The sequence below is a fragment of the Priestia sp. BR_2 genome (genome assembly GCF_041954005.1).
Classification (GTDB): Bacteria; Bacillota; Bacilli; order Paenibacillales; family Paenibacillaceae; genus Paenibacillus_AQ; species Paenibacillus_AQ lautus_A.
The window spans coordinates 44,403-65,468 of record NZ_JAVFHM010000227.1 but is presented as its reverse complement, the minus strand read 5'-3'; the positions used below and the strand labels follow the sequence as shown (position 1 = coordinate 65,468).

Genomic DNA, 21,066 nt, shown 5'->3' with positions numbered 1-21,066 from the left:
CTTTTCTGGCTTGTGCAAGCATATAGGATATCGCATATTTGGTTTGGCCCGAATCGGACCACACCTTAGAGCCGGATCCCGAGGTGTGGGTTTAATTTAAGTCATAGCGAGAGCCGCCACCGGAACTTGGCCGAATTTCTTGAACGGTTGCTCAGCTGATAGGAGGACGATTTTTGAAATATCTGAAAGATGTTCAGGAACCGGGAATGGGGACCTGGTATTTTGAAGTGGATCACGATGGAACGGCTTACAGGCAGATGGTTCATGATGAGGACGGCAGCTGGATCACGTCGAACAGAAAGCATGACTCCCGTCATTTCTTGCTGGCGGAGCATCCGCTTGATCCGAAAGAACCCTATTATGAAGAAATCAGTCAAGCTGCATTCGAAGAGCTCTGGCAGAAGCAGCTTCTGGTCTGGATGGAGGACTGGCAGCGGATCCAGCGCATGTTTCCTATCGGCGCACGAGTAGAAGGCTGGATCGAGGCCTTTTTTCCGCAAGGCACTTTGATTCATTTGCTAGAGCCGCATGCGGTCGGTTTGACGGACACCTCCGCTCTGGAAGCCGGTACCCCTCCCGAATGGATGTACCCTCGATATCGTGTGGTTGCCGAGGTATCCGGTTACGACCAATCCAACCAATGGGTTCTTCTTGCCCATGCGGAAGTTCTGGGAAGTCAGGATGACGAAGCTGAACCCGGCAAGTAATATAACCGTAGATCTATTGCGTTCATCCGTTCAGGATCAACAGCCATTGCTTTTCCTTTGATGACAAGGATCGTCGAGTCTGAAAAACCACGTGATCGTGGTTTTTTTTGTTTGCGGATGCGATTTTACAAGTGATTTGGTTTGAATTGGATATGATTTGCCATGTTCGGGTTATCCTAACCTCAAATAGAAGTTAAACGAATTCAAAAAGCCCCCGGGTGGGTAATCATGTATAATTCCAAGACTGCAGGAGGTTTGAGCATGAAGCAAACAAACGGTAGATCCGATGTCGCGATTCTCGGGATGGGCACGGCATTGCCGGTGCATTCCGTAGCTCAGTCGGATATCGCAGAATTAATCGCATCCACGCTGCAGGACAGACCCGATCTGGCCCGCTTTGCCCGAAGAGTATTTCGATCCTGCGGTGTCGAAACTCGTTATACTTGCGAATCCAACTATCTGGATCCCTTGGAGAAGTGCCGATATTTGAACTCCCATGACGCGTCCGTCATTCCGACAACCGAAGAGCGTATGGATACATATAAGAGAGAGGCCCTTCCGCTTGGCGTGGAAGCTGCCGAGAAGGCATTGAAAGATGCCGGCATGTCTCCGGATCGAATTACGCATCTCATTACGGTCAGCTGCACGGGTCAATACCAGCCGGGGATGGATGTTCTGTTGATCCGGAAGCTGGGGCTTTCTCCGCGGGTCAATCGTTTGCCGTTAATCTTCCAAGGCTGTGCCGCTGGTCTTAAAGCGATCCAAATGGCGCGGGATGTTGTGAGCGGGGCGCCGGGTTCGCAGGTGCTGGTCGTGTGCGTCGAGCTTTGCACGCTTCACTTCCAGCCGGTTCGGGAGAGGGAAGCATTGTTTGCGGCCTCATTCTTCGGCGATGGTGCCTCATCCTGTGTCATCGGTCAGCCGGAAGCAGAGCATCGGCATTATGTGGAGCTCGGCACGGGATATTCCGTCCTGCTCCCGGATTCAACGGAGGATATGACGTGGGAGGTAGGCAATACGGGCTTTGATCTTTTCCTGTCGCCGCGTATTCCCAAATTGCTCGGTACTCATCTGGAGGAAGAGCTTCGTGTTCTGCTGGGAGGCGACAAGCTTCCGGAATTATGGGCGATCCATCCGGGCGGCCGGGGCATCGTAGATTCGGTGCAGGAAGTAATGCGCTTGACCGACGAGCAAACCCACTACAGCCGGGAGATTCTAAGAACGGCAGGCAACCTCTCTTCCGTGACGATTATGTTCGTGCTGAACGCGATGCGCCAGAAGATGAAAGAACGGAATGAAGCTTCGACGGAAGGAGTAGCCATGGCTTTCGGACCTGGCTTGGCGGCGGAGCTTATGCGTTTTACCTATGTGAAGGCATATGCGCCATCGGTAAAGGAGCAGGACCATGTCCTTCTTTAGAACGCTGTCGATCCGGGCACAAGAAGATGAGCTTATGGATGACTTTACCATGGGCGGAGAAGAGCTGAGCGAAGCGCTCCGGCATTTAAGGCGGTTGAATCGCATATTCGCGGCACCGGGCCCGACCTTGGACGGCGTGGTGAAGCTCTGGAAATCGATCGGCTGTCCGTATACCCTTAGCATCATGGATGTTGGCGCGGGTTCCGGCGATGTGAACCGGAAGCTGCTGCAATGGTCGGATCAAATGGGCGTGGAGCTGAGCATTACCTTAGTCGATGTGACGGAAGAAGCCTGCGAAGAGGCGAGACGGCTGTTTCGTCATGAACCGAGGGTTCATGTACGCCGCGCGGACGTTAAGGAACTGCCCGATGCGTCGGCTGATATCGTGACCGGATCCCAGTTCATCCACCATTTTCAGGGACAACAGCTCATGGAGATCGTGTCGCATATGCTGCGAACCTCCGTTCATGGCGTCGTCATTAACGATATCCATCGGCATCCTGTGCCTTACGCGGCCGTCTGGATCACAACGCGTCTCATCTCACGCAATCGTTATATTCGTCACGATGGGCCGTTATCGGTTGCCAAGGGGTTTAAAGGGAGAGATTGGAGGGAGCTGAAAGAGCAGCTTAATCACGCCACTTTGACCTATCGATGGAAGCCATTGTTCCGCTATTCCGTTGTTATCCCGAACGATAGGAAGACATAATCGGTTGCCGAAACCGATGATTAAATTCTTCATGCAAGCAAAAAGGCGGGTGTTCACATATGTCAAAGCAAGCCGATGTGATGGTCATCGGCGCGGGAGTTGCCGGCACGAGCTGTGCCCTGCAGCTTGCCAAGCAGGGGCATCGTACGATCCTGCTGGATCGCCAATCCTTTCCGCGCCACAAAACCTGCGGTGAATTCATGTCCCCAGAGACTCGAGAGATGCTGGAATATCTGGGTGTCCATCTTCAAGTCCAAGAGGTGAATCCCGCTGCGATGAATCATGCCTCTATCGTGATGCCTCATGGCGGCGTCATCACCGCTCCGTTACCGGGTAAAGCTACCGGCATCAGCCGTTACGAGCTGGATCGCCTATTGCATGAGAATGCCTTGAGCGCGGGTGCGGAGATTGTAACGGGGTCTACCGTGACCGAGATCCGGAAGCGGGGCGATCATCGATATGAAGTCGAAACGAGGCAAGGGAACGAGCAGATTCGGTATGAGGCAAGAGCCGTCATTGGAGCCTACGGCACTAAGAAGCCGCGCGGTGTTGCTTCAGCCGAAACATATCGCGATGATACCGTATATGTCGGTGTCAAATCGCACTTTGCCGGCATAACAGTGCCTTCCAGGGTGGAGTTGTATTTTTGCGATGGCGGTTATGTCGGGATATCGCCGGTCGAGAATGGGAAGGTCAACGTGGCTGCATTGCTGACCTTGAAATCGGTACAAGGAAGCGGCAAATCGGTACCCGAAATTCTCAAAGCCGCATCGCGCTCGAACAATAGGTTAACTGAACGATTGGCTGAAGGAGAGGCGGTTGAGGGCACCCAGGTATCGATTGCCCCGCTTCGTTTATCCGACAAACCGGAACCTTGGTCGCAATATCCGCACATCGGCGATGCCATGCTGATGCTTCCGCCGCTTTGCGGAGACGGAATGTCGGTTGCCCTGCGTTCATCTCTGCTGTGCTCCGGCTGGACCGACAAATATTTAAACGGAGAAATCAACTTCGCTCAATGGCAAAATCAGTACACGCACGACGCCCATCGCACCTTTGCGCAGCTGCTTCGAAGGGCGAGAAGAATTCAGAATCTGGCTTTCGCCAAAAGCAATCGCTTCTATCCCGGCATCGTCCGAATGATCCCCGGACTGGCTTCCTATATCGTCAAAGCCACCCGTTTATCCGAATCGGGCATGGGCACCAGATAAGCCGCATCTTTGCGGCTTTTTTGTTTGCTGATGTTCAGATCCATGGATTGACTGGTGATAAACAATCGCTTATTATATCCTTAAATTGATAGACGAATATTAATAACGTCTATATTTTTTTAAAACGATAACGGAGGAATGTAATATGCAGGACAAAAATACGGCTAACCCGCCTTGTATCCTTCGAAACACCCTTGATTTCCAGTTCCAAATCGCTTGGCAGATGCTTAATTTGCATCTCACGGGCCTTGAAGACGAGGAGTTTTTTTGGCGGCCTGCCTCGAAGGGGCTTCATGTTTATCGCGAATCCGGAATCTGGCGCGCGGAATGGCCGGAATCCGAGGAGTACGACATCGGCCCGCCCAGCATAACCTGGCTGACATGGCATATCACCTATTGGTGGACGATGGTGCTGAACCATTCGTTTGGCAACGGGGCGATGACCCGCAACGATATCCATTCTGCTGGGAGCGTTCAAGAGGCCAGAGAGCGGATTAACGATTTGAGACTGCGATGGGAACGTGAAGCGGCGGCGTTGACGGACGATGCTTTTCTTTCGACGGAACGAACCAAGTGGCCTTTCACGGATCAACCCTTTCATAAGCTGGCGGCCTGGCTTAATGTCGAGCTGATGAAAAATGCGGCAGAGATCGGCTATGTTCGCTTCCTATATGCCGTAAACAGGAAATAATAGATGTCCCGGTGTCAATCATCGTATAATGAAACTTAATAGGATATGATGCGTCAATATCTTAAATGGGAGGAACTTGAATGCGCATACAATATGACCGTTTTCCGAATGACGCCAAGAAGGCACTGACGCTTAGCTTTGATGATGGCCGCGAACATGATCGAAAATTGGTCAAGAAGCTGAATGAGTACGGAATACGGGGCACGTTTCATTTGAACAGCGGAACGCTTGGCAAAGACGGATACATCGACCCTTCGGAGGTGGCATCCTTGTACCGGGGGCATGAGGTATCCGCGCATACCGTGGATCATCCCTTCCTGGAGCAAATTCCTACCGAACAAGTGGTGGAGCAGGTCGTAGAGGACCGGAAAGCGTTAGAAGCTTTGGTTCATTACCCCATTAAGGGAATGAGTTATCCGTTCGGCACATACAGTGAACAAGTGATCGGCCTTTTAAGATATGTCGGCATGGAATACGCTCGCACGGTAAACAGCCACGGCTCGTTTCATAAGCCCGATGATTGGCTTCGTTGGCATCCGACTTGTCATCATAAAGAAATGGTGGAATACGCGGAGAAGTTCGTGGATATGCAGCAGATTTTCTCCAGGATGGCCATCCTGTACGTGTGGGGCCACAGTTACGAGTTCGAGAACGACCGGAATTGGGATCTCGTGGATCGATTCGGGGACATGATCGGCGGGCGGAATGATATCTGGTATGCCACGAATGCCGAGATCTATGCATACTGCAGTGCCTTGGACCAACTTCGTTTCTCGGCAGATAGCCGAATGATCCATAACCCCAGTGCCTTAAACGTGTGGATTAGCGTAGACGGCGAGCCTTTAGAGATCAAAGGTGGTCAGATGGCGCGATTGTAGATTTGGAAGGTAGAGCCCAGCATAGACTCAAGTTCTTAAGCATAAGATAAAAGAGGGATGCAGGACTGCTGTGTGCAAGTCTTGCCTCCCTCTATGTACATGAGTTCAGTTTTCGATGACGATGCGATTCAGCTTAAGATTCACCGGCGCAGCAATCGTATCGCCCACAGGGCACTTACTCTCCAGGAATGCCACGAACGACTCCACCTTATCGGCGGACGATGGTGTCTTGATGTAAAACGTATATCGAATGTCGGAGTATCCGGGGCGTACCTCGGAGCGGTTAAAAAATCCGTCCAGATCCAAGTCGCCTTCGACGTCTACCCTGAAATCCTCGAGCACTACATCGAATTTCGGCGCATAAACGCGGGCCACGATCGATTGGCATGCACCCAAGGAAGCAAGCAAGGCTTCTACGGGATTCATTCCGGTATCCGTACCGCCGAGACTTTGAGGCTCATCGATGACCAGCTCGAATTGTCTTGCTTTCGTTATGACTTTTACCCCTTCTTGCAATTGAGCGGTAGCTTTAAACGTTTGAACATTTGGCATGTGGAATCTCTCCTTTTCCGGGCAGCCCAAGGTTGGACGGTTAATTGTCGTTTTTTAAAACATACTATATTAGTAGGGTTAGTATGAATTATAATTCTAGCGATTCGGATCTGTCAATATCATATAAGGTCGGGATCGCCATGTTATCCGTAGTGGATCAAAAAAAAGAACGTGTTTTCATCTTGAAAACACGTTCTAATGGAATCCTGTTTTATTTTTCGGAGGCCTGGTTTTGCTGTTTCAGCAAATCGCGAATCTCAGCTAACAAAACTTCTTCCTTCGACGGAGCCGGCGGTTCTTCGGCTTTGGTCTCTTCTTTGCGTTTGAAGCGGTTGAGCGTGCGGATGAACATGAATATCGAGAAGGAGACGATCAGGAAGTCCACGACGGTTTGAAGGAAGACTCCGTAAGTCAGCGTTGCGTCCCCGATGGTAGCCTTCAGCCCTGATAAATCCACACCGCCAAGAAGCAAGCCAATCACCGGCATAATGATATCGCTCACGAGCGAAGATACGATCTTGCCGAAGGCTGCCCCTATGATCACCCCGATGGCCAAATCCAGCACATTTCCCTTGAGTGCGAAGGTTTTAAATTCTTTTAACAAATTCATAATCGGTCACCTGCTTTTCGATCCATATGATTAGGCAGCTAGCTGCCACTCGAATTATCCTAACAGCAACCCGCTATTTGCGCAAGATCGGAAAGTCGGAAATAATTCATGGGCCTTCGTTCAGAATTTTGAGCGAGACACCCGAGCAGGTTGACCAATGGGAGGTTTTCATGTTAAGTTTTTTTTATATTCGGACTATAATGAGTGATCATACAGAGGAGGGATAAAGCGATGACTGATTTAGAGGTTGTAGATGTTTATGTGAACCTGTCGAAACGGGGAACACTAGACAAGGTTCACATCATAACCAATCAGATACCGGAACTTTATCCTTCTATATTCATATACAGGCATGCTTAGCGATGACTTGATCAATCGCTTGGTTTCTTTATGGTATAGTTAGGTTAACGTTAGCGTGGATAGCACCGGGGATCTGGTGTTATCTGCGCTTTTTTCGTTCTGAAATTTCGCCATAGAGGAATGAGTAAAATGTCATTAATTAATGTAACGAACCTAACCTTTGCTTATGAAAGCAGTTATGATCCTATATTCGAGAATGTGAGCTTTCAAATCGATACCGATTGGAAATTAGGATTTACCGGAAGAAACGGCAGAGGGAAAACCACGTTCTTGAACCTGCTGCAGGGCAAGTATGAATACAGCGGGAATATTTCGTCCGCCGTGAGCTTCGACTATTTTCCTTACCATGTCGAGCACAAGGAATACCTTACCCAGGATGTAATCGAAGAGATTTATCCGGAGTATGTTCATTGGCAAATCGTGCGCGAGCTTAACTTGCTGAAGGTATCGGAAGATGTTCTGTATCGGCCTTATGCATCATTGTCGAACGGAGAACAAACCAAAGTGATGTTGGCGGCGCTCTTTACCAAAGAGAACCGTTTCCTGTTGATCGACGAGCCGACCAATCATCTTGACATCCATGCGAGAAAATCGGTCAGCGACTATCTCAACAAAAAAAGCGGGTACATTCTGGTATCTCACGATCGAGCATTCCTGGATGACTGTATCGACCACATCCTGTCCATCAATAAAACCAATATCGAGATCCAAAAGGGCAATTTCTCCGCATGGTGGGAAAATAAAAAGCGACAGGATCAATTTGAGCTTGCCAGTGACGAGAAACTCAGGAAAGACATTAAACGGTTAACCAATTCTGCCAAAAGAACGGGAAATTGGTCGCATGAAGTAGAAAAAACAAAAAACGGCACCAGAAATTCCGGCTCCAAAGTCGATAAAGGCTATATTGGCCACAAGGCAGCAAAAATGATGAAACGCTCCAAAAACCTGGAGCAGCGGCAACAATCCGCTATTGAAGAAAAATCGAAGCTCCTTAAAAACATCGAGAGCTCCGAGAGTCTTGCGATTTCCCAGCTCGAGTACCACAAAAAGCAGCTGGCCGAGCTGGAGAATGTATCCATCTCGTATGGCTCCAAGACGGTGTGTGAGAACGTAAGTTTCACGATCGAACAAGGGGAGCGAATTGCCCTTTCGGGTAAAAACGGATCAGGAAAATCCAGCATCCTGAAATTAATATGCGGAGAAGATCTGCAGTACACGGGACATCTCAGCAGGGATCGTCAGCTGAAAATATCCTACGTATCCCAGGACACGTCCCATCTTCGGGGCAGTTTGTCGGAATATGCCACCAGCAGTGGAATTGACGAGAGCTTGTTTAAATCCATCTTGCGGAAGCTCGATTTCTCGAGGCTCCAATTCGAAAAGGATATTTCGACTTATAGCGGGGGACAGAAGAAGAAGGTCCTGATCGCCAAAAGTCTTAGTGAGCAGGCTCATTTGCATATTTGGGATGAACCGCTAAATTTTATTGACGTTATTTCCCGTATGCAAATAGAAGAGCTATTGCTGGAATATGCACCGACCATTCTGTTCGTGGAGCATGATCGTGCATTTTGCGAAAATGTCGCAACGAAAATCGTTGAGCTAGAAGGCAATCAAGAAGCATAAGAAAGAACAAGGCGGTTATCCCGGGAAGAAGCGGGAGTATGGATTAGCTAGCCCATGTTTTTTTATAGTAAATTTCAAAAAAAGCTGTCCGCTCATTAGCGGCAGCTTTTTTTAACATTTTATTGTTATATCATCTAGGTAATCTTACAGAAAACCCAGTCTCGCTTGATTTCAATTGAACTCTACCTTAATTGCCTTCTCGAATCAACTGGAGCAGCTGATTCGTGTAAAAAGTCAGCTCGTTCTCCGAAGACAGATCCTTTAGCAGCGCTTGGATCAAAAAGGGTCGAGGACGTTCTGCGGAGAACTCTTCCCGCAGCATTGCCGTTACCTCAGACAAGTCATTTTTTCTAGAATTCGTAGTGGACATATCGGGGATAATCGACTCGATCGTATCCATCAACGCCGTTCTTCGAATTTCTTGCGTATGGGTAAGTGCTTCTAGATCAATCATCGAATATTCCTTCATGAGTTCGTCGGTGAGCAGGGGACGAGGATCACGTTTTTCCAATCCCAGTACAAGATCATCCATTCGCTCAGCAATGAAAACAGCTAATTCCTTTTGGATGAGCGGTTTGAATCCAAACAAGACATGAAAGGTATACTCGCGGATCAATCCGTTAAAGACGGCTGTAGCATCCCATTTCCATTCCGCTATCAAATCCCCGTAATGACGGAGCAAAATATCTTGGTAATAACGAAACATATTCAATTGAAGCTGATGGATGACGGTACCGATCTTGTCACTGTTCGCCGGTGGGAGCTCGTTATGATCACGCGATATATAATATCCATGCTCGATGAAAAAATCAAACTGATAAGCGATCTCCTCAAGAAAAGTTTCCCTGCGGGATAAACCTTTTTTGCGGATCTGTTCTACGGCATCAATCATATCTTGCTGTCGTTTCTCCAGAATACGGATGTACAGCTCTTCTTTGGAACCATAGTATTTATAGATTGAGCCTTTAGCAATGCTGCAATCATCCGCGATATCTTGAATCGAAGTCGCTTGGTATCCTTTTTCGGCAAAGGAACGAATAGCCGATTGCAATATTTTTTCTTTTAACAAACTCATAGCGCGGCCCCCTTAACGATGTACAAACAAACCGGATTCGATCACTATCATATCGTTTTTTGCAGAGCTAATCCACAGGCACAAGAACGGCGCCTCAATCTTGAACGAGCTCGATAACCGGATATTTCTTCGATAATTCATTCATTGCGTTATCCCGTATTTCCTTGAGATGCTGGTCAAAGAAAGCAACGCTTACCTCGTTTATGATGCGATGAACCGATTCTGGATTCTCTCCCGGGTTAGGCAGCAGCGGAGAGAACAGATGAAAATCCGTATAACTCATATGGGAAGTATGCGGTATCGTCATCGTGTATCCGCCCCCCTGCAGAGCATTCATGCGACGCCTTACCGTCTCCTCCCAAAAATCTTCGTAATACTCCCGTGTATGGCCGCTTTGCGCCATGGCTTGATCCAGCGAGTTATCGAATATCGACTTATCGATACTCTTCTCTCCATTCATCTGTAGGTATGGCTTATTCAGTCCCGTGCTCGGCATGGGGTCTCCATATAAGGTTCCATCCATATTGATCGCAGCCTTGATACGAGAATCCTTCAGCAGCATCTGGGCTGCAGCGGCACCGCCGTAAGAATGCCCGAACATGCCGATTCGCTCCAGATCAAGACGGCCGGTAAAACGTTCCTGTTCATCCTGTCTATTCATTTGTTCCAGCCGATTCAAAATAAAGGATACATCCTGAGTCCATAATGCCATGTGCTCGTCAAGCGCTTCAAAACCAGAAAGCTGGTGCTTGTTGATCAAAATCTCCCGGCCGTCCGGGTATACGGTTGCAGCCGCATCATAGACATGGTCGATTCCAACCACGATATATCCATGGCTGGCCAGCTCTTCAATCTGGAAGGTATTCTGGTTGCGGAAACCTGTCATGCCATGTGAAAAGATCAAGATCGGATATTCCTGCTCCGTGGTAGACAGCGGGGCATTGCTGTAGGCATGGGTCTCCACGAGACCCAAATGGCTTAACGTCCAGGCAGGGAAGGACAAGGCCTGTTCGAGACTTTGTGTAATCGCTGTTACATTACGGATATAGGGTGCGGCTTCTTCCCCCGTTTCGGGCTCGGAGGGATACCATAACTGTACCATCAGCTCGCGGTGATCCGTCGGTTCGGCAGAATACTCATCGGGCCGGTGATTGTCAATAAAGTGGTATACCGCAGTTCCCACACTATAGGTTCCCTAAGGTTGATGAAATGCGAATACAGGGAGCAGGAGAGGCAGTGCGACCATGACCGAAGCGTATAGGAGCAATACCGTGGTCCACAACCCGGCTATCCATCTTCTCCCGCTCTTACTGCGCGGTTTCTTTTTGGGTTTTCTAAAAATGATGCAAATCGTTAGGATAACGGAAGCCGCATAACAAGGAATCATTTGCCACCGGCAATCCTCAACGATGATCTGCACAACCGTAACGATATATAGCGCGATTAACGAGTAAATCAGCGGGCTTTTCTTCGATCTTTGGCCCCAAATCGTAATTATAGCCAGCGCGATAATGAATAGTATGATAACCATTTCTCCGATTCTCAAGTAAGTTCCTCCTATGTGTAACGGTTATTGTGGCTTATTATGTCTGCTGTTCAATGGAACGAAGAATACATCGGTTATTTGTTTGGGTTTTCTAAGAAATAAGCTGAGAACCAGTCCCGCGCAAGCAATGCAGGCAGCCAGGAAAAAGGTGTCCGCAAAGGATGCAGCATGGGAATCCATAGGGTTGGTTCCAACAGGGTTATTCGGCAGGCTTGATGTCATCCGGGAAGATAAATATCCCGTGAAGCCGGCTACGGCAAACGAAGCGATGACCTGCTGCGATGCACTTGTTAGCGGAGTAACCCGGCTTACAAGGCTCTTAGGGATTGCATTTAATACATGCGTATTCAGGGACATCATCGATAACCCCATGCCGGAGCCCATGAAGAACAATACGATCATGATCAGCAGTAAAGGGGTATCGGTTCGAACAAAAGACATCGTGAACAACGCCGCTGTCATCAGCGTCATTCCGGCCACAAGCGGAGGACGTGCGCCCACCTTATCAAAAAGCCTTCCGGCCATAGGCATAAAAATCATGGAACCGACTGCCTGCGGCAGCAGGATGAGCCCGGTCGTCAGCGGAGTGAAACCTCTAATCTGCTGAAGAAGCAGCGGGAATAGAAGCACGGAACCGAACATCGCTGCCTGCATGATCCAGGAGATGATGATACCACGTGTAAAATCAGTCGATCTGAACGCACGCAGCTCAAGCAAAGGCTGTTCTTGTCTCAAACAAGACCATATGAAAAGAACAAGTGCTAACACACCAATGATCAGACCGGATAAAGTCTTGGCGGAAGTCCAGCTTACCCCTCCCTCACTGACTCCATAAGTAATCATGGCAAAAGCTACAGGCCCAAGAAGCATGCCGACAATGTCCAGAGACGGAGCCTCTTTTTCTGAAAAGGAAGGCAGATGTTTGATGCCCACGAATAGTCCGATCATGCCAATGGGGAGATTGATCAGAAATATCCATTGCCAGCTGACAAACTCAATCAGCCATCCGGATAATACGGGACCGAGCGCTGGGGCAAGCAGTAAAGGAATTCCAAACATCCCTATAATAGAACCTCTTTTGTCAGGAGGTGCCAAACGGTATACCATCGCCATTCCGATCGGCGACACCATGCCGCCACCCATACCTTGAATAACACGAAAGGCGATAAGCTGCTCGGCTGTCTGGGCAAAAGCACATAACACGGATCCTATCGTAAACAATCCGATCGATATGAGAAACACCCGTTTGGGCTGAAATTTATCCGATAGCCATCCCGCGAGAGGGATGACCGCGGACAATGCAAGCGTGTATGCGGCGATCGACCATTGAATGGTATGCAGAGAGCTATCAAAATATTGAACCAGCGTAGGTACGGCGACATTGACGACCGTGCTGTCCAAAAGGACCATGAAGGTGCCGATGATGACGGCAAGCAATGGCGCAAGGATGTCTTTAATAGCAAAAGCTCTTTCTTCTGAGGTGTTACGGACAATTGCAGATGGATCTGACATGTTGGTGAACCCACTTTCTTTTAAAAATTTTACAATTTGAACTTATTGGTTTTTAAAAAAACCAATAAGTCATTTATAATAGTAACGATGAACGTAATTTGTGTCAAACGGGTATCCATCAAATTTTTTATCGATAAATATAACATTTTGGTATGCTCGTCCATCTAATCTTATAGAGGGCCCTCAAAAGGAGATGAATATCGTGCGAGAATCGGAACATGAAGTCAAGAGAGCGCAGCGAGGAGATCGTGAAGCGTTTATCCGGCTCTTCCGGAGGCTGGAACCCGAACTGTACGGCTTGGCGAAGTCCATTCTAAAACGCGATGAAGATTGTGCGGATGCTTTTCAGGAGACAACACTTAAAGCATATAAATCTTTATCTACATTACAAAAACCAAAGTACTTTAAAACCTGGGTGATTCGGATTCTGATCAATGAATGCAATCAGCTGCTTCGAAGCAGAGAGCGTACCGTAGTCATGGCAGAAGTGCCTGAGCGCATACGAACATCCGATTATTATGAAGACAGCCACAAGCTGGATCTTCGTGAAGCGGTAGAACGCTTAGATGAATCGCTTCGAATCGTTATACACTTGTTCTATTTTCAGGATTTGCCCATTAAGGAAATCGCAAGTGTGCTTGATATTACGGATGGTGCTGTAAGGGCGCGTCTTCACAGAGCGCGGGGAATATTGTTTGACCAGGTAAAACAAAATCGGAAGGGGGAGCTGGCCTATGAATCCTTTTGACTTGGATAAAGAACTGCGGGAGATAGGGAAGGGGCCACGGAGCGAGGTTCCGGATATGATTCGCCGCCATCAGGATGAGGTTTACGCTTCTCTGACAGATCTTCCGATGTCAACGAGATCGAATCAGCAACATCGTTCCACTAAGATACGCAGAATGGTAGCAACTACGGCCGCGGCGGCCATGATTGCGTTGATAACCAGTGCTTACGTATCACCGGTAATGGCAGAATCGCTAAAAAAAATTCCGCTGATCAGCAGTATTTTCAGGTTAGCCGATGATTTGGGGCTTCAAACAGCGGGGGAGCGAGGTTTGGCAGCTGAACCGAACGCTAGCGTAACGCACCAAGGTGTGACCCTTCGAATACCGCAGGTTGTATATGACGGGACTCGTTTGTCCCTGGCGGTGAAGCGGGAGGGTGAAGGATTTACCGGGGGGATATCGGATGTTGAAGTTATCCAGGAGGACATGGATACAACGCTTAGATTTCAAAGAGGAGCCATAACCGATGTGGAGATGCTCATAGACGGCACCTCCATCCATGACCCCGGCCTAAGCGATAAACCGGGTTTGATTGGCAAGCCGACTTCGGATCCCAACGTCGTACTGTACGAACTCATAGGCTTTTCATATTCAGAAAATCATAATCAATCCTTGCCGGATCAATTCCAGTTGACTGCCAAAATTACGCTTGAAGGAATTGATGCCCCTTATATCTTTAATGTACCTGTTCGGAAAAATGCAGATCAAATTACGGTCTCGTCTGGAGAAACAAGAGAATGGAACGGGTTTCAAATTACGCTGGAGCAGCTGAAGTTCACTCCAATCACCACAGATCTCATCTTGAATCTGGAACGCACGGACAAGTCAGGGGAGCTTGGGCTTGGTGAGCATAATTTGCTGTTCGAGGTTTGGGATGATCGGGGGAGAGAGCTCGGCCGGATTTCCGGGAAGGGAGTCTACCGGGATGATCGACAACAACAACAGCGGCTGGAGTTGATGTTTGACCGGTTTGAGGATGCGCCAGAATCCATAACGATCAAGCCATTCCTGCCCGTCTTTCAAGATCCCGTAGCTAACAGCGGCTTGTACAAAGTCGATAGTACCGGAGAAATAGTCAAGACGTACCTGAAGGAATTGGAGATTACCATTCCAGTGGATCATCTCGGTTTGGAGAAGCTCTATGACGTTCAATGGTAAAAATATAAAAAGACATTTCAAGGAGATCCTATGAAAAAAATATGTAAAGTCATGTCTACGGCAGCACTCGCTGCGATGCTTCTTGGGGGAACAGTCTTGGGTCATGCTGACGCAGCCGCCGATAAGGCTAGTGTCAGCGGCAATTCTGCGCAGATAATGGCTGCTGCTTCAGCCATAACTGTTACACAATCCGGAATCACTCTTCGGGTAACCAAGGCAGTATACGACGGGAACCATGTCAGCATTACGATCAATCGGAGTGGCAAAGGATTTACTGGTGGAATTACGGAAGGGAAGCGGGATAGCAAGACCGGTGAATATATTATGGAGAAAGGTTCCATCAGCAATATGAACATCCTGATCGAAGGAAAATCAATCCATGAGACCGGAAGTCTGGCGCAAAAACCAAGTTTAAGCTGGCAAGCAGGCGCTGATCCGAACACAGCGATCATTACCTTGACGGACGCTTCACAGCTTGGAGGAAACATCAAGGCTTTTCCCGATAAATTTAAGCTCAATGCCACAATTTCCCTTGAAGGTGTAAGCAAACCCTTCAAGTTGGATATTCCGATAAAAAAAGGTTCAAGTAAGCCGATCGTTCTAAAGCCAAATGTCACCAAGAAATCGAATGGTCTAAGCATGACATTGAACAAGGCTGCCCTTACGACTACTTCGACAAGATTACAGCTCATCCTAAAAGGTCCTGGAAAGAATTCGATTTCCTTTGATGTTGTGGATGATCAAGGTAGACAGCTTAACATGATCAGTGGCAGGGGGACCGACGAGAATAATAAAAAAGGTGATTACTATTATGATATCCTCCTTGATGGGCTGGGCAAAAATGTGAACTCATTGACCATAAAGCCCTTTAAGCCTGAGCTGAAAGATGACACCTCCGGTCAATATAAGTTGGACAGCAAAGGCAACATCATCAAACAATACATGAAAGATATTGAGATTCGCCTTTTGGTTAAATAGCGAACGAACATAAAAAATAGAAATCGAATGGAGAAAAAAAAACATGAAAACAATGTTTAAAGTAATGAGTACCGTGGCACTGACAGGTATGATTCTGGGTGGAGCAGTATGGGGAACTGCTCAAGCGGCGAGTATAACGGCAACAAAGCCTCAAGCGTCCAGCATGGTCCAAGACGAATCCAAGGTAGTTAGCGATACCCAACAAGGGATTACCCTTGGAGTGTCCAAATCTTTATACGACGGCAACCATGTTGAAGTTGAACTGCAGCGAAGCGGTAAAGGACTTTCCGGCAGTTTAACCGGTGGCCATTGGGATGAGCAGATGGGTGAATATATCCATGATAAAGGTTCTATCCGCCAAATGGACGTCTTCATTGACGGTAAATCCATACACGAATTTGCGGGAGGGGATTTGTCGAAAAGACCAAGCGTAAGCACATCACCGGGTACAGATGCGAATCATGCGATTATGATACTGAGCGATGCTTCCCTGCTTGGAGGTAATCTTGAAGCTTTTCCTGACGAGTTCAAGTTAACGGCTAAAATACATCTGGAAGGTGTTCAAAAACCGTTCACATTGGAGATTCCTATTCAAAAAATGGTGAACAAACCGGTTGTTCTTCTGCCTAACATAATTAAAAAAATGGATGATCTCCGCTTGACGCTAAAGCAGGTTCATTCAACAGCTCACTCCACCCGAATTCAGTTCGTTCTGAAGGGCGGACATGATTCAACGATCCTGTATGATTTCTTTGATGATCAAGGTAATGAACTGGAGCGAATATCGGGAAGAGGCACCGATGAGAACAACAAGAACGGTGATTTCTATTACGACTTCATTCTGGAGGCTCCGGATGCAAGCGCAAAATCTATTTTCATGAAGCCGTTCACACCTGAATTCAAAGATCCCAATGCAGCTTCAGGCGAATTCAAACTGGATAAGAACGGAGAGATCGTCAAAAATTACTTGAAAGATCTTGAGGTGAGTATCCCTATTAAATAATTCACTAGATTACCAATTTTGGAGCAAGTGAAGAAGTGCCCGTCAAAACTTCTGCGGGCACTTCTTTTTATATTTTCTAAATTACGAAATTCAACCAATAATTAACCTGAATTCGCAATTGATAAGAAATATACTTACATCTGGCATGTTATGATCTGAAGAGACAAGGAAGTCATAGAAGCAGGCTGGTTTAACATTTCATTTACTTATACGAGGGAGTGTAGAATCGATGATTAGCAAAGTTGGTCAAATTATGGTGTATGTATACAATCAGGATCAAGCCGTGAAGTTTTGGACTGAGATGCTAGGATTTGAAGTTATCGCTGAAGAGAACAACGGTGAAATGAGATGGATTGAAATCGCTCCAACGAAGGAAGCAGAAACAAGCATCATTCTGCATGATAAGGAGCTCGTAGCCAAAATGTCGCCGGGATTACATTTGGGCACACCTTCTTTAATGTTGTTCACCGAAGATTTCGATGCGCTGCACAGCCATCTAACCAGCCGCAATATCACGGTCGGCGAAGTGGTGAATATGCCTTCCGGTAGAGTGTTCAACTTTGCAGACTATGAAGAAAACTATTTTGCTGTCATGGAAAAATAATAATAACCGGTCCGTAAAAACAACCATAGATCACATGGATGTGAAGTCGCCTATTTGGCGGCTTTTTCGTATTTTCTTTTATAGGGAAGAAATGCTCCGCTGACATGTTTTAGCCGCCTGATTCAAACCGCTGAGATGATGTGCATTATACTTTTTTCTTGCATTCGCTATAATGGATACAGTGCTTTGAGGAAGGGAATGTCATACATGAGGAAAGTCATCGTCATAGGGTCTGGAATTCTGGGGGCATCGACCGCTTATCAGTTAGCCAAAATGGGAGCGGAAGTCCTCGTTATAGACCGTAAAGATCAAGGGCAGGCTACCGATGCCGCGGCAGGAATTATATGTCCCTGGCTGTCGCAAAGGCGGAATCAGGCATGGTACCGATTGGCCAAAGCCGGAGCACGCTTTTATCCTGAATTAATAAACGAGCTTATCAGCGAGGGCGAGACTGACACGGGTTACGCTCAAGTCGGCGCTCTTAGCATTCATGAAGATGTGAACATAATCAGTAAGATGGACGAGCGGGCGCATACGAGAAAAGCGGATGCTCCGGAAATCGGCGAGATCACACGGCTGAATCAGGAAGAAACCCGTGAACGGTTTCCTTTGCTCCAGGAAGGCTATCATTCCGTTCACATTAGCGGCGCCGCCCGTGTCGATGGTCGTGCACTGCGAGATGCGTTGATCCGATCAGCGCAAAGGCACGGAGCCGAGCTAATAAACGGGAATGCCGAGCTGAAGTATCAGGCAAGCCGCGTAACTGGAGCCCAAGTCGGATCCAAGCGCTACTCGGCTGATGAAGTCATCGTCTGTGCCGGCGCCTGGGCAAAACAACTGCTGCAGCCTTTAGGCATTCATTTTGGGGTTCACTATCAGAAAGCGCAAATCATGCATGTAGAGGTGTCCGATCATCCAGATACAGGAGACTGGCCGGTGATCATGCCGCCTTCGGATCAATATTTGCTCGCTTTCGATAACCGAAGGATCGTAATCGGGGCGACTCACGAAAATGATATCAAGGACTACGATACAAGGGTGACCCCTGGCGGCATGCAGGAAATCCTGAATAAAGGATTGGCATTGGCGCCTGATTTAGCGGACAGCACGTTTCAGGAAGTGCGAGTCGGTTTTCGTCCGTTTACGCCCGGCTTTCTTCCCGTCATCGGCCCAGTTCCCGAGTGGGAAGGGCTGATTACGGCAAACGGGCTGGGAGCGTCCGGACTAACGATGGGTCCGTTTCTAGGGTATCAGCTGGCAAAGCTGGCGCTCCGCATGCCGCTGGATATCGACATCCGCGATTATGATGTTCGTAAAGCCATGGAAGAAGCTCAAGTTTGAAGCTTCGGCTGAACAGAGCCAGGAATGGATCGCAGAAATATCCTCCATGCAGATGAATACTGGATTTCAAAAAGCCGCGATCATATCGCGGCTTTTATTGATGAGTATGGCGAAGACTCCGACATTCTAGACGGTCGTGAGGGATTCGTTCATGCGGTTGGCTTTCAGCTTGCCAAACAGGAACCGCACGATCGGGCCTACAATGAGAAGTTGAAGCGGCAGCGCAAACACAAAATTTTTAATGAAAATGGAGAAGTAGCTTCCAAGCAGCGATTCACCAGGCAGGCCGTCGGCATAGTAAGAGGACGCCAGACCGTACATGGACATAAAAGTCACCATCCCAATCACCATAAAAAAGGCCATTGCCACGATCATGATAATTTTGCTGGATTTGTTGCGCGTTATGGAAAATACGATTTTTTTGGCTGCAGGGCCGACAACAAACAGCTCCAGCAGGAAGGCAATCATAAAGCCCAGAACAAACTGCATGAGTACGGCTGCAAGCGATATGTTTCCGATCAATCCGTTCGTGATCAGATTGTAGGTGGTCATCATGATGACCATCCCCACACACATCATTATACCGAAATAGAAATTTTCTTTCTTAGTTGTTGGCACTTTCATCATCCTTTCTAGTTACCTTTGTAATTATAGGGATGGGGAAAAGCTCCTCGTAAGTGAAAATTCTGTGAACATTTACAGAAAAGTTTCTAATGCAACAAAAAACTGCGACTAATTATATTGCGAATCTGCAAACGCTAGTTTCGATTATCATCTTGAAATCATGCGGTTTGATTTACTGCTCTTGGGGGCCAATTTGCTAATTCCATCGTTTATGGCTTGATTATACAAGATCAGCATTTTATAATGAGTAAAAACTCACTCAATAAAAAGGAGGGGCAGCTTGCCACGTACAAAGGAACAATACGAAGAAATGCGTAACGCAACCAGACAAAAAATACAATCCGCCGGAATGCGGCTTTTTGTTCAAAAAGGGTTCGGCTCCACGAATGTACAGGACATAGCGGATGCAGCGGGTATCAGCATCGGGCTTTTATACCGGCATTACAAAACAAAAGACAGCTTGTTTAATGAACTTGTTGAATTTGCGCTTGACGGCTTGACCCAAATCATCCAAACCTTCGAAGACGCTGATTCGCCGAAAAAACTCATGACGCAGTTTGTTGACGAAATTTATCACGATATGCAGGATGGGGAAGAGCTTGCCAATTTGCTGATTCTCATGAATCAGCTGTTTTTCTCCGGTGATGGAGCCAATCGGAAACAAGCTGAGGTTTTAGAGGTAAATGGTCGGCTGTTGCGTTCTACCGCCGCACTTATTAAGAAGGGACAGGAGTCAGGCGATTTCCGTCCTGGAGATGCCCATGAAATGGCCGTGTTGTTTTATTCGGCATTGCAGGGCCTGGCTGATATGAAAGTGATAATGAAAAACAACTTCGTAATGCCATCACCGAGCGTACTCACATTATTCCTGTTCAAGGAGGTAGAGTGACTATGTTTACAGTTAGGAAAGCCGATCAATTAGAAATGGATGCAAGAGTTCAAATGTCCCGTATTTTTGCAGATGGGTTCTCGCAATGGCTTGGGTATTTCTCTAAAGATGAGGAGCAAATCGCCAGAGCCTTTGCGCACATGTTTAACCTGGACCAATTTTATGTTGCCGTTGCCGGCGACAAAGTGGCTGGAATGGCTGCATGTTCGGACGGCACCTCTTTATCCGTGAAACTCAACAAAAAAGAGCTGCGGAAGCATTTGGGATTATATAAGGGCAGCCTTGCGCACATGTTTTTGAAAAAGGAATTTGAAACGCCACTTGCGAATCCGTCTCCGATGAAGTGTTCGATTGAGTTTGTGGGGACGGCCGCGGAATATCGAGGACAAGGGGTAGGCTCGCTGATCATAGGCCATATTCTTGAAGCTGCTCCATACCGTGAGTTTTTAATAGAAGAGGTAGCCGATACGAATGTACCAGCGATGAGACTCTACGAAAAGATGGGTTTTAAGGAATACAAACGGACCACGATTCCCCCAAAGAGAGCAGGAAAAATAGGCATTAATCATATCGTATCTCTAAAGCAAGTAAAATGAGGAACACGGATTAATCCACTAGCATAGATCCGTGAATGTCAGCTTACATGTAGGGTTATGGCCATATCGGTTCAAACGATATTCTGGATTCATAGTCCAAAAGTTGTAATAACGGGTCACTTCCTGGTTGAAAAGTAATAAACGAATAACAGCGGACCTATACGATATTACGGACCTCCGGCAGATGTG

The 21,066-nt window shown here is 47.6% G+C and carries 19 protein-coding genes and 2 pseudogenes; 15 read left to right on the top strand and 6 right to left on the bottom strand.

Translation table 11 applies throughout. From position 1 onward, the window contains the following. The first annotated feature begins 173 nt into the window (after positions 1-173). The 6 genes and pseudogenes from RB298_RS17485 (at position 174) to RB298_RS17460 (ending at position 5,615) form a co-directional block, all read left to right on the top strand. Positions 174-707 carry a hypothetical protein gene (locus tag RB298_RS17485; protein ID WP_036663307.1) on the top strand — a complete coding sequence of 178 codons (534 nt, stop codon included), beginning with the start codon at positions 174-176 and terminating at the stop codon, positions 705-707. A 261-nt stretch (positions 708-968) separates the two neighbouring features. Next, on the top strand, positions 969-2,126 hold the full coding sequence (locus RB298_RS17480) for a type III polyketide synthase (protein ID WP_486047725.1): 1,158 nt from the start codon (positions 969-971) through the stop codon (positions 2,124-2,126). Further along, entirely contained in the window at positions 2,113-2,835 is a 723-nt protein-coding gene (locus tag RB298_RS17475) for a methyltransferase domain-containing protein (RefSeq protein ID WP_192572104.1), read from the top strand. The genes RB298_RS17480 and RB298_RS17475 overlap by 14 nt, the downstream gene beginning before the upstream one ends. Before the next feature lie 41 nt (positions 2,836-2,876). After that, positions 2,877-4,046, top strand: a pseudogene (locus RB298_RS17470) (NAD(P)/FAD-dependent oxidoreductase); the annotation flags it as partial. A 145-nt stretch (positions 4,047-4,191) separates the two neighbouring features. Continuing rightward, the gene (locus RB298_RS17465; protein WP_486047723.1) at positions 4,192-4,737 is read left to right on the top strand and encodes a DinB family protein; all 546 of its coding nucleotides are present in this window, start codon (positions 4,192-4,194) and stop codon (positions 4,735-4,737) included. An 80-nt stretch (positions 4,738-4,817) separates the two neighbouring features. Further along, positions 4,818-5,615, top strand: coding sequence for a polysaccharide deacetylase family protein (locus RB298_RS17460; RefSeq protein WP_486047721.1), 798 nt, complete (start codon positions 4,818-4,820; stop codon positions 5,613-5,615). A 105-nt stretch (positions 5,616-5,720) separates the two neighbouring features. Here RB298_RS17460 and RB298_RS17455 read toward each other — a convergent pair whose 3' ends face one another. After that, entirely contained in the window at positions 5,721-6,167 is a 447-nt protein-coding gene (locus RB298_RS17455) for an OsmC family protein (RefSeq protein WP_096775617.1), read from the bottom strand. Positions 6,168-6,378: 211 nt separating this feature from the next. After that, positions 6,379-6,777 (bottom strand): large conductance mechanosensitive channel protein MscL, encoded by a 399-nt coding sequence (mscL, locus tag RB298_RS17450; RefSeq protein WP_015735016.1) that lies wholly within the window; start codon positions 6,775-6,777, stop codon positions 6,379-6,381. A gap of 489 nt (positions 6,778-7,266) precedes the next feature. On the opposite strand from mscL, the gene RB298_RS17445 reads away from it, so the two are divergent. After that, positions 7,267-8,763, top strand: a complete 1,497-nt coding sequence (locus RB298_RS17445) for an Lsa family ABC-F type ribosomal protection protein (protein ID WP_096775618.1) — start codon at positions 7,267-7,269, stop codon at positions 8,761-8,763. 187 nt (positions 8,764-8,950) lie between these two features. On the opposite strand, the gene RB298_RS17440 is transcribed toward RB298_RS17445, so the two are convergent. The 3 genes and pseudogenes from RB298_RS17440 to RB298_RS17430 all read right to left on the bottom strand — a co-directional run bounded on the left by RB298_RS17440 (position 8,951) and on the right by RB298_RS17430 (position 12,896). Further along, positions 8,951-9,838, bottom strand: a complete 888-nt coding sequence (locus tag RB298_RS17440; RefSeq protein WP_096775619.1) for a TetR/AcrR family transcriptional regulator — start codon at positions 9,836-9,838, stop codon at positions 8,951-8,953. A 94-nt stretch (positions 9,839-9,932) separates the two neighbouring features. Beyond that, a pseudogene (locus RB298_RS17435) lies at positions 9,933-11,384 on the bottom strand (alpha/beta hydrolase family protein). Positions 11,385-11,408: 24 nt separating this feature from the next. After that, the gene (locus tag RB298_RS17430) at positions 11,409-12,896 is read right to left on the bottom strand and encodes an MDR family MFS transporter (protein ID WP_192572098.1); all 1,488 of its coding nucleotides are present in this window, start codon (positions 12,894-12,896) and stop codon (positions 11,409-11,411) included. A 202-nt stretch (positions 12,897-13,098) separates the two neighbouring features. On the opposite strand from RB298_RS17430, the gene RB298_RS17425 reads away from it, so the two are divergent. The 6 genes from RB298_RS17425 (at position 13,099) to RB298_RS17400 (ending at position 18,768) form a co-directional block, all read left to right on the top strand. Continuing rightward, on the top strand, positions 13,099-13,644 hold the full coding sequence (locus RB298_RS17425) for a sigma-70 family RNA polymerase sigma factor (RefSeq protein WP_096775623.1): 546 nt from the start codon (positions 13,099-13,101) through the stop codon (positions 13,642-13,644). Continuing rightward, entirely contained in the window at positions 13,631-14,842 is a 1,212-nt protein-coding gene (locus tag RB298_RS17420; RefSeq protein ID WP_096775624.1) for a DUF4179 domain-containing protein, read from the top strand. The genes RB298_RS17425 and RB298_RS17420 overlap by 14 nt, the downstream gene beginning before the upstream one ends. A 30-nt stretch (positions 14,843-14,872) precedes the next feature. Beyond that, complete coding sequence (locus tag RB298_RS17415; protein ID WP_096775625.1) at positions 14,873-15,820, top strand: DUF5643 domain-containing protein; 948 nt, start codon at positions 14,873-14,875, stop codon at positions 15,818-15,820. A gap of 43 nt (positions 15,821-15,863) precedes the next feature. Then, a complete protein-coding gene (locus tag RB298_RS17410) occupies positions 15,864-16,823 on the top strand; it encodes a DUF5643 domain-containing protein (RefSeq protein ID WP_096775626.1) in 960 nt (319 codons plus the stop codon). 229 nt (positions 16,824-17,052) lie between these two features. Continuing rightward, complete coding sequence (locus RB298_RS17405; protein ID WP_486047715.1) at positions 17,053-17,427, top strand: VOC family protein; 375 nt, start codon at positions 17,053-17,055, stop codon at positions 17,425-17,427. A gap of 207 nt (positions 17,428-17,634) precedes the next feature. Next, positions 17,635-18,768: an NAD(P)/FAD-dependent oxidoreductase gene (locus RB298_RS17400; RefSeq protein ID WP_486047713.1), complete on the top strand. Its 1,134-nt coding sequence runs from the start codon at positions 17,635-17,637 to the stop codon at positions 18,766-18,768. Positions 18,769-18,894: 126 nt separating this feature from the next. Here RB298_RS17400 and RB298_RS17395 read toward each other — a convergent pair whose 3' ends face one another. Then, the gene (locus RB298_RS17395) at positions 18,895-19,386 is read right to left on the bottom strand and encodes a DUF2798 domain-containing protein (RefSeq protein WP_486047711.1); all 492 of its coding nucleotides are present in this window, start codon (positions 19,384-19,386) and stop codon (positions 18,895-18,897) included. A 286-nt stretch (positions 19,387-19,672) separates the two neighbouring features. Between RB298_RS17395 and RB298_RS17390 the strand changes: the two genes are divergently transcribed. Further along, on the top strand, positions 19,673-20,281 hold the full coding sequence (locus tag RB298_RS17390; RefSeq protein ID WP_486047710.1) for a TetR/AcrR family transcriptional regulator: 609 nt from the start codon (positions 19,673-19,675) through the stop codon (positions 20,279-20,281). A 2-nt stretch (positions 20,282-20,283) separates the two neighbouring features. Then, entirely contained in the window at positions 20,284-20,877 is a 594-nt protein-coding gene (locus tag RB298_RS17385; protein WP_192572093.1) for a GNAT family N-acetyltransferase, read from the top strand. The last annotated feature ends 189 nt before the right edge of the window (positions 20,878-21,066 follow it).